Source organism: Streptomyces sp. NPDC046261, assembly GCF_040646235.1.
GTDB lineage: Bacteria > Actinomycetota > Actinomycetes > Streptomycetales > Streptomycetaceae > Streptomyces.
Window position 1 is genome coordinate 573,933 of record NZ_JBEYZU010000003.1, and the last position, 7,401, is coordinate 581,333.

Genomic DNA, 7,401 nt, shown 5'->3' on the forward strand with positions numbered 1-7,401 from the left:
GATGCTGTTCCCGACGTGGCGGCAGAGGGCCGCGGAAAGGGCGCGCGCGGCGGCGGTGACCGGATTCGGGGCGCTGGACCGGCGGCTGCCGGCGGCGGAGACCGCCGCGGCGCTGATGCGCAAGGCGTTCCCCGACCACTGGTCGTACCTGCTCGGCGAACTCGCCCTCTACAGCCTCCTGGTGCTCGTCGTCACCGGCTCCTACCTCACCCTGTTCTTCGACCCGAGCATGACCCAGACCGTGTACGAGGGCGCCTACGAGCCGCTGAAGGGCCTGCGCATGTCCCAGGCCTACGCCACCACGCTCGGCCTCAGCTTCGACGTGCGGGGCGGGCTGCTGATCCGTCAGGCGCACCACTGGGCGGCGCTGGTGTTCGTCGCCGCGATCGGCGTCCACATGCTGCGCGTCTTCTTCACCGGGGCGTTCCGCAGGCCCCGGGAGGCGAACTGGACCGTCGGGGTGACGTTGTTCCTCCTCGCGCTGCTGGAGGGCTTCTGCGGCTACTCACTGCCGGACGACCTGCTGTCCGGGACCGGGATGCGGACGGCGAACAGCATCGTGCTGTCCATCCCGTTCGCCGGTACGTACCTCAGCTCCTTCATCTGGCGCGGCCCGTACCCCGGCGAGATCATCATTCCGCGGCTGTACATCGTGCACGTGCTGTTCGTCCCCGGCGTGCTGCTGGCTTTGGTCGCCCTCCACCTCTACCTGGTGGTCTACCTCAAGCACACCCACTGGGGGGCGCAGGGCAGGACCAACCGCAACGCGGTGGGAGTGCCGATGTTCCCGCACTTCACCGCCAAGTCCACCGGCCTGATGACGATGCTCGCCGGGGTGCTCGTCCTCCTCGGCGCCCTCGCCCAGATCAACCCGGTCTGGAACTACGGCCCCTACCGGACCGATCAGGTCACCACCGGAGCGCAGCCGGACTGGTACGTGGGCTTCCTCGAAGGGGCCCTGCGCCTGATGCCGCCCTGGGAGAACGTGGTGGGCGGCCACACCCTGATGTGGAACGTCCTCATCCCCGCCGTGATCCTGCCGGGCGTGCTGTTCCTCATCCTGTACGCGTATCCGTTCTTCGAGAAGTGGGTGACCGGCGACCGCACGGAGCACCATCTGTGCGACCGGCCCCGGGACCGGCCCGCGCGCACCGGGCTGGGCGTGGCGGCGGTCGTCGCCTACGCGGTCCTGCTGCTGGCCGGCGGCAACGACGTGATCGCCTACTCCTTCCGGCTCTCCGTCGAGGCCCTGACCTGGACCCTGAGGGTGCTCGTGGTCGTCGGCCCCGTGCTGGCGTTCTGGGCGACCAAGCGGCTGTGCCTGGCCCTGCAGGCCCGCGACCGGCGGCGGCTTACGGAGGGCGAGGAGACCGGCGACGTGGTGCAGGACGTCTCCGGAGGGCTGGCGGAGGGCCATCACCGCATCTCCGCGCAGCAGGGCTACCGGCTGATGGTGCGCGAGGTCCCGCGGCCGCTGCCCGCCCCGCAGGGCCCCGTGCCGCGGCGGAGGCGGCTGCGGGCGGCGCTCAGTTCCTGGTACTACCGCGACCGCGTGGAGATGCCGGTCACCGCGGAACAGCGCAAGCAGATCGCGAGCAGGCTGGCCGAACCGGAGCCGGCGCCCAAGCGGCACTAGGCCCTGTCGTTGAACTGGAAGACCATGCCCATCACCCCGGCGGCGAGCACTCCCGTGGCCACCAGGAACAGCCACAGGCCGAAGACGACGCCCAGGGCGAGCACCGCGATGCCCAGGGCCGTCAGCGCCGGATAGGCGCTGTGGGGCGGGAAGAAGTCGAGCGGGCCCGCGCGCTCGGCCACCCGGCCCTCCTTGCGGTCCTCCGGCCGTGAGCCCCGGCGGCGGTAGTTCATGGTGAAGAAGAACGACATCAGCGCGGCCATCAGGAAGGACACCGTCAGCGCCGCCGTGCCCGCGGGCTCCCTGCCCGACCACCACGCGTAGCCGGCGCCGGTGAGGAGGAAGAAGCCGGCGACCCCGGCGAACAGCACCGCCTCGGCCTTCATGTGCTCAGCTCCCTGTGCGGGTCCCGGCTCTCCGCCTCGGGATGGTGCAGGTCGAACGCGGGGGAGTCCGAGCGCACCTGAGGCAGCGCGACGAAGTTGTGGCGCGGCGGCGGGCAGGACGTCGCCCACTCCAGCGACCGGCCGAAGCCCCAGGGGTCGTCGCTCTCCACCTTCGGCGCGTAGCGGGCGGTGCGCCAGACGTTGTAGAGGAACGGCAGCGTCGACAGGCCCAGCAGGAACGAGCCGATGGTGGAGAGGGTGTTCAGCGTGGTGAAGCCGTCGGCCGCGAGGTAGTCGGAGTAGCGGCGCGGCATTCCCGCCTCGCCCAGCCAGTGCTGCACCAGGAAGGTCAGCTGGAAGCCGGCGAACAGGGTGAAGAAATGGACCTTGCCCAGCCGTTCGTCGAGCAGCCGGCCCGTCCACTTGGGCCACCAGAAGTAGAAGCCGCCGAACATGGCGAACACGACCGTTCCGAACAGCACGTAATGCAGATGGGCGACGATGAAGTAGGAGTCGGTGACGTGGAAGTCGAGGGGCGGCGAGGCGATGAGCACGCCGCTCAGGCCGCCCAGCAGGAACGTGACGAGGAAGCCCAGGGCCCACAGCATCGGGGTCTCGAAGGTGATGCCGCCCTTCCAGAGGGTGCCGATCCAGTTGAAGAACTTCACCCCGGTCGGCACCGCGATCAGGAACGACATCAGCGAGAAGAAGGGCAGCAGTACCAGCCCCGTGGCGAACATGTGATGGGCCCAGACCACCGCCGACAGCATCGTGATGGCGATGGTGGCCCCCACCATGCCGAGGTAGCCGAACATGGGTTTGCGGCTGAAGACCGGGATGATCTCGGTGATCACGCCGAAGAAGGGCAGGGCGACGATGTAGACCTCGGGGTGGCCGAAGAACCAGAACAGGTGCTGCCACAGCACCGCCCCGCCGTTGGCCGCGTCGAAGATGTGCGAGCCGAACTTGCGGTCCGACTCCAGGGCGAGGAGGGCCGCCGTCAGCACCGGGAAGGCGAGCAGCGCCAGGATGGAGGTGAAGAGGATGTTCCAGGTGAAGACGGGCATGCGGAACATCGTCATGCCGGGCGCCCGCAGGCAGACGATGGTGGCGATGAAGTTCACCGACCCCAGCACGGTGCTCAGCCCGGCCACCACCAGCCCCATCGCCCACAGGTCGCCTCCCGCGCCCGGCGAGAAGACGGCACTGTTGAGCGGGGCGTAGGCGAACCATCCGAAGGCGGCGGCCCCGTCGGGGGTGAGGAAGCCCGAGACCACGATCAGGCCCCCGAAGAGGAACAGCCAGTACGTCAGGGCGTTCAGGCGCGGGAAGGCGACGTCCGGAGCCCCGATCTGCAGTGGCATCACGGCGTTGGCGAAGCCCGCGAACATGGGCGTCGCGAACAGCAGCATCATGACCGTGCCGTGGATGGTCACCAGCTGGTTGTACTGGGCGTTGCTGAAGACCTGCAGGCCCGGCCGGGCCAGCTCCGCGCGCATCAGCAGCGCCAGCAGGCCGCCCAGCAGGAAGAAGGCGAAGGCGGTCACCAGGTACATGTTGCCGATGACCTTGTGGTCGGTGGTGGTGAGATAGCCCAGGAGCCTGCTCCCCAGCCGGGTGCGGGCGTTGTCGGTGCTCTCCGACAGCTGGTCGGGCGGTGTCCGGTGATCCAGCTGCGGCATCGCCTCTCCATGTGCCGGGCGAAGTCTGCCGAGACCTGCCGTCGCGTCAGCGGGCGCCTCGTGTCTAGCCCTGATCACCGTGGCGCAAACCCCGCCTGCGCCATTCGGGCGTACGGCCGCGGCCGGGCCCGGGCGGGATGCGTTCACCCGGCCGGCAGGTCCTGCCCCCGGCTGTCGACGACCGCGCGCGCCAGGTCGGCCAGCTTGCGGTTGGTGTGCTGGGAGATGCGGCGCAGGACGCCGAAGGCGGTGTCCGTGTCGCAGCCCAGGACGTGCATGACGATGCCGCAGGCCTGGTCGATGACCGCCCGCGAGTGCAGGGCCGCGTCCAGCTGGTCGACGGTGGCCAGCGCCCGCCGGTAGCGGCGGTCCCGGGCGACGGTGTCGGTGAGGAGCTTGCCGAGCAGCGCCGACGGCCCCTGCGCGGCGTGCTCCAGGCCGCCCGGGCGCAGCCGGTAGACCGTCACCGTCACGGTCACCCCCGCACGGTGGAAGGGAAGCGTGGCACTGGCCCGTATGCCGGTGCCCAGCGCGCTGGCCCGGTAGCGCGGCCAGCGTTCGTCGGTGAGCAGGTCGTCCGCGCGGACGGGGGCGCGGGTGCCGACGGCCGTGGGGATGGGGCCCTCGGCGGCCCGCAGCTGCACCGTGACGAGGTCGGCCAGATCCGGATGGGTCGCCGTGGTGGGCGACTCGGCGGTGCCGTCCCAGACCGTGGTGGTGGCGCCGCAGGTACCCGGCACCAGCCGGGGAATCAGTTCGGTCACCTGTGCGATGCGCTGTCCCCACGGGGTCTCCGCCATGTCGCCGAGCAGCTCCGCGCCCGCCGACAGGACACCTGCCTGTGTCTGCGCGATGGCCTCCATAGGCAGGCGCATGCCCCCCCTTCGCGAGCGGAAACGGCGCCCGGCGGGAGCCACTCCGCTTCGGTTTCCCGCCCCTGCCCGGGGGTACCCGCGCCCCTGCCACCGGAAGCTGACAAGACGAAAAACGGACGACATGAAGCAGCAACGACGAGGCGACGAGGAGGGGAAGGAACGATGGACTGGCTGCGGTACGCGGCATGCACCCGTGAGGACCCCGACCTGTTCTTCCCGGTCGGAACGGTCGGCCCCGCCGCGCGGCAGCAGGAGGACGCCAAGAAGGTGTGCCGGCGCTGTCCCGTGCGCGCCCAGTGCCTGGACTACGCCCTGCGCACGGGGGAGAACTCCGGGGTGTGGGGCGGCACCTGCGAGGACGAACGCCGCAGGATACGCCGGCGCCGGCCCGAGTACGCCCGCCCCGCCCGGCGCCGCAAGGTGCCGCACTGACCGCCACGACGGCACCGCCCCGGTGTCCGGCGGGAGGTGAGTCTCCGTGAGGCCGGGAGACGGCGGCGGCGCGCACTATCGTTCCCCCATGACCGGTGGCGGGCGGGACGGCTTCGACGGGGAACTGGCGGACTTCCGCGGCAGGGTGCGTGAGCTCGAGGCCGTCCGCGGGCTGCCGCCGGACCGGCAACTGCGGGCCCTGGACGCCGCGCTGATCGAACTGCGCTACGCCGCCGACGTGCTGTGGCCGCGCCACGAGGAGCCGGCCCGCCGCACCCGGGCGGACGCCGGCGCCGGCCGGCAGGAGGAGCAGCTGCTGCGCGCCCTCTTCCAGCGGCTGCCCCTGCCGGTGGCGCTCCTGGAGGGCGACGGCGCGATACGCCGGCTGAACCAGGGGGCCGCCCGCCTGCTGGGCGTCGGCGCCGGATACGCCACGGGGCGTTCGCTCACGACCTTCCTGCAACCGGCCGACCGGCCGGCCCTGCGCACCCAGGCGGCCGCCGTCGCACGCGGCGACGGGGACCGCAGCGTCATGGCCGGACTGCTCGCACCGCCCGGCGCCGCCGCCGGCGAGCGCTGGCAGCTGACCCTCGTCGCGCTGCGCCCGCCGGGCGAGACGCGCAACGCCGTCATGGCGGTCTTCCAGGCCCCCGGCCACGATGCCGTGCACCGCCCGGCGGCCCCGGACGACGCCCCGGGCGGCGTCCCGGGCGACGCACGGCACGCCCTGTCGGCCGCCACCCGGGAGACCGTCCTGCTCGACACGCTCGACGAGGTGACGGCGGCCCTCCTGGCCGCCGGCCCGGGCCGGCCGGATGGGGTGCTGCGGGCGGTCACGGGGGCGCTGGGCGCGACCCTCGCCGACTGGGCGATCGCCGACCTCGTGGACGACACCGGAACGCTGCGGCGCCGCGCGGTGGCCGCCCCGGCCGGGCGCGAGGGCGACGGGACGGCCGCCGCGGTGCGGGCCCAGGATCCGGCCCAGTGCCCCGTGGTCGTCGAGGCCGCCGCGGGCGGGGTGGTCACGGTGCGGGTACGGGCCGAGGACGCCGGCTGCTTCGGCCGGGACGCCGCGGGCGAGGCGCTGATCACCCGCGCCGCGGTGGCCTCGCTGGTCTGCCTGCCGGTGCGGTGCCCCGCCGGTGTCCCCGGTCCGCCGGTGGCCGCGGTCCTGACCGTCTTCCGTACGGGCACGGCGGAGCCGGGGGAGCCGGGCGAGCCCGGCCCGTTCTCGATGGCGGAGGCGGGGGTGCTGGAACGGGTGGCGCGGCACACCGGGCTGGCGCTGGGGCGTGCCCTCGGGCCGCTCAGGCCCCGGCCGTGATCTCGGTGCGCAATCGCGCGCAGGTGCGGCTGAGCAGGCGCGAGACGTGCATCTGGGAGATGCCCAGCCGCTCGGCGATCTGGCGCTGCGTCAGGTCGCCGAAGAAGCGCAGGTAGAGGATCTCCCGCTCGCGCTCGGGAAGCCCGCGCAGCCGCGGTTTGACCGCCTCCCGGTCCACGACCCGCTCCATGCGGGGGTCGGCGCCGCCGAGGGTGTCGAGCAGTGCGCGCCCTTCGGAGCCGGGCCGCTCGGCCTCGAGCGAGAGCGTGGTGTAGCTGTCGATGGCGGCCAGGCCGATGCGTACCTCCTCCTCGGTCAGCAGGGCACGTTCGGCGATCTCGCGGACGCCGGGGCCCCGGCCGCCCGGGCCGGGCGGCAGTTCGTTGCGTACCCGGCGGACCCGGTTGCGCAGCTCCTGCACCCGGCGGGGCACGTGCACGCTCCACAGGTGGTCGCGGAAGTGCCGCTTGATCTCGCCGACCACGGTGGGCACGGCGAAGCTGGCGAAGGCGGTGCCGCGGCCGGGGTCGTAGCGGTGGACGGCCTTGACCAGGCCCAGGGCCGCGACCTGGCGCAGGTCCTCGGCGGACTCGCCGCGGCCCCGGAACTGCACGGCCAGGCGCTCGGCCATCGGCATCCAGGCGGTCACGGCCTCGCGGCGCAGCTCGTCGCGTTCGGGCCCCTCGGGCAGGCGGGCGATGCGGCGGAAGGTCTCGACGGTGTCGGGGGCGTCGTCGTGCGGATGGGTGGAAGGGCGCATGACAGTGACGGCTCCTCGGGGGGTGTCGGTCTCCCCGGGCCGGCGGTCGGATCACGTGCGGATGCCGGTGCACCGCCGCGCGGCCAGGGCAGGGGAGATCCTGCTGCTGCGGCGTGCCTCCGGTCCGAAGCACAGGATGCGGGTGCCCCGGTGTGCACAGCCCAAACACCCCCGCGTCCCAGGAGTGTTGCCCTTCACCCCATGGCGCCCCGGGGCCGTGCGCCCGCCGGACGCCCTTGGCGTAGAACTCCCGGCGGCCCACCAGCAGCGCCAGCACGAACAGGGCGGTGATCACCAGGGAGAACC

7 protein-coding genes are annotated in these 7,401 nt (G+C 72.7%); 3 read left to right on the forward strand and 4 right to left on the reverse strand.

Features of this window, described 5'->3' with window-relative positions:
* Position 1: 1 nt before the first annotated feature.
* Complete coding sequence (locus ABZ956_RS09400) at positions 2-1,636, forward strand: cytochrome b N-terminal domain-containing protein (protein WP_361889348.1); 1,635 nt, start codon at positions 2-4, stop codon at positions 1,634-1,636.
* Here the strand turns inward: ABZ956_RS09400 and ABZ956_RS09405 are convergent.
* From ABZ956_RS09405 to ABZ956_RS09415, 3 genes are all read right to left on the reverse strand, one after another.
* A complete protein-coding gene (locus ABZ956_RS09405; protein ID WP_361889350.1) occupies positions 1,633-2,022 on the reverse strand; it encodes a cytochrome c oxidase subunit 4 in 390 nt (129 codons plus the stop codon). The genes ABZ956_RS09400 and ABZ956_RS09405 overlap by 4 nt on opposite strands.
* Positions 2,019-3,704: a cytochrome c oxidase subunit I gene (ctaD, locus tag ABZ956_RS09410; protein WP_361889353.1), complete on the reverse strand. Its 1,686-nt coding sequence runs from the start codon at positions 3,702-3,704 to the stop codon at positions 2,019-2,021. The genes ABZ956_RS09405 and ctaD overlap by 4 nt, the downstream gene beginning before the upstream one ends.
* Positions 3,705-3,847: 143 nt before the next feature.
* Positions 3,848-4,579: an ANTAR domain-containing protein gene (locus tag ABZ956_RS09415; protein ID WP_361889355.1), complete on the reverse strand. Its 732-nt coding sequence runs from the start codon at positions 4,577-4,579 to the stop codon at positions 3,848-3,850.
* Between the two features lie 162 nt (positions 4,580-4,741).
* Here ABZ956_RS09415 and ABZ956_RS09420 point away from each other — a divergent pair, with 162 nt between their 5' ends.
* Together ABZ956_RS09420 and ABZ956_RS09425 are read left to right on the forward strand one after the other, a co-directional pair.
* The gene (locus ABZ956_RS09420; protein ID WP_361889358.1) at positions 4,742-5,011 is read left to right on the forward strand and encodes a WhiB family transcriptional regulator; all 270 of its coding nucleotides are present in this window, start codon (positions 4,742-4,744) and stop codon (positions 5,009-5,011) included.
* A gap of 88 nt (positions 5,012-5,099) precedes the next feature.
* Positions 5,100-6,335, forward strand: coding sequence for a PAS domain-containing protein (locus ABZ956_RS09425; protein ID WP_361889361.1), 1,236 nt, complete (start codon positions 5,100-5,102; stop codon positions 6,333-6,335).
* Here ABZ956_RS09425 and ABZ956_RS09430 read toward each other — a convergent pair.
* On the reverse strand, positions 6,319-7,095 hold the full coding sequence (locus tag ABZ956_RS09430; protein WP_361889364.1) for a SigB/SigF/SigG family RNA polymerase sigma factor: 777 nt from the start codon (positions 7,093-7,095) through the stop codon (positions 6,319-6,321). The genes ABZ956_RS09425 and ABZ956_RS09430 overlap by 17 nt on opposite strands.
* Between the last annotated feature and the right edge of the window lie 306 nt (positions 7,096-7,401).

Excerpts from the sequence above, each read along its gene's own strand:
- ABZ956_RS09420 (WP_361889358.1), top strand. The coding sequence starts at position 4,742 with ATGGACTGGCTGCGGTACGCGGCATGCACCCGTGAGGACCCCGACCTG.
- ABZ956_RS09415 (WP_361889355.1), bottom strand. The coding sequence starts at position 4,579 with ATGCGCCTGCCTATGGAGGCCATCGCGCAGACACAGGCAGGTGTCCTG.
- ABZ956_RS09400 (WP_361889348.1), top strand. The coding sequence starts at position 2 with ATGCTGTTCCCGACGTGGCGGCAGAGGGCCGCGGAAAGGGCGCGCGCG.
- ABZ956_RS09425 (WP_361889361.1), top strand. The coding sequence starts at position 5,100 with ATGACCGGTGGCGGGCGGGACGGCTTCGACGGGGAACTGGCGGACTTC.
- ctaD (WP_361889353.1), bottom strand. The coding sequence starts at position 3,704 with ATGCCGCAGCTGGATCACCGGACACCGCCCGACCAGCTGTCGGAGAGC.
- ABZ956_RS09405 (WP_361889350.1), bottom strand. The coding sequence starts at position 2,022 with ATGAAGGCCGAGGCGGTGCTGTTCGCCGGGGTCGCCGGCTTCTTCCTC.
- ABZ956_RS09430 (WP_361889364.1), bottom strand. The coding sequence starts at position 7,095 with ATGCGCCCTTCCACCCATCCGCACGACGACGCCCCCGACACCGTCGAG.